A 640-nucleotide genomic window follows, 5' to 3' on the forward strand; every position below is an offset into this window, starting at 1 on the left:
CCCGAGTCGCTCGGGCTGATCGCCACCAGCCGGGTGAGCACCGAGCGCAGCGCGCTCGAGACCCTCACCGGCGGCGACGACGCCGCAGCCGACCCCGAGGAGGCGGCCGGACGCGCGGCGCTGATCGATTCGCTGGAGGCCCGCGCCGGCGGCGGCGGCGTCGAGGTGGTGCAGGTCACCCCGGTGTGGCCGAGCGAGGGGAGCACGGGGGATGCCCCGCTGCGCCTGACCATCGACCTCGGCGACGGCAGTGGCAGCGACGCCCGCCCGACCCTGGTGGTGGTCGACACCAGCGCGCTCTACGATGCCGCGGGCAACCCCCTGGGGCCGGTCGAGATCGTCGTCGCCGGCGCCGGCACCCTGGTGGTGCGCGGGCCCGGCAGCTTCCGCGGCGACGACGGCGACACCGGGGCGGACGTCGACATCGTCCAGGGCGACGGCAGCGCCCAGGTGCTCTTCTTCGGCCCCGACGACGACATCATCCGTGGCGGCGGTGGCGACGACACCCTCGGTTCGGCCGGCGGGCGCGACCGCCTCTTCGGCGATGGCGGCGACGACCGGCTCGACGGCGGACTCGGCGCCGATATCCTCGTCGGCGGCAGCGGCAACGACCAGCTTGCTGGCGGCTTTGGCGCCGACA

At 75.8% G+C, this 640-nt stretch carries 1 protein-coding gene; it reads left to right on the forward strand.

The window, feature by feature from the left end:
• The coding region (locus EBL85_RS17330; protein ID WP_369964159.1) for a calcium-binding protein at positions 1-640 on the forward strand (640 nt) is incomplete at both ends.

Source organism: Marichromatium sp. AB32, from assembly GCF_003718675.1.
Lineage (GTDB): Bacteria > Pseudomonadota > Gammaproteobacteria > Chromatiales > Chromatiaceae > Marichromatium > Marichromatium gracile.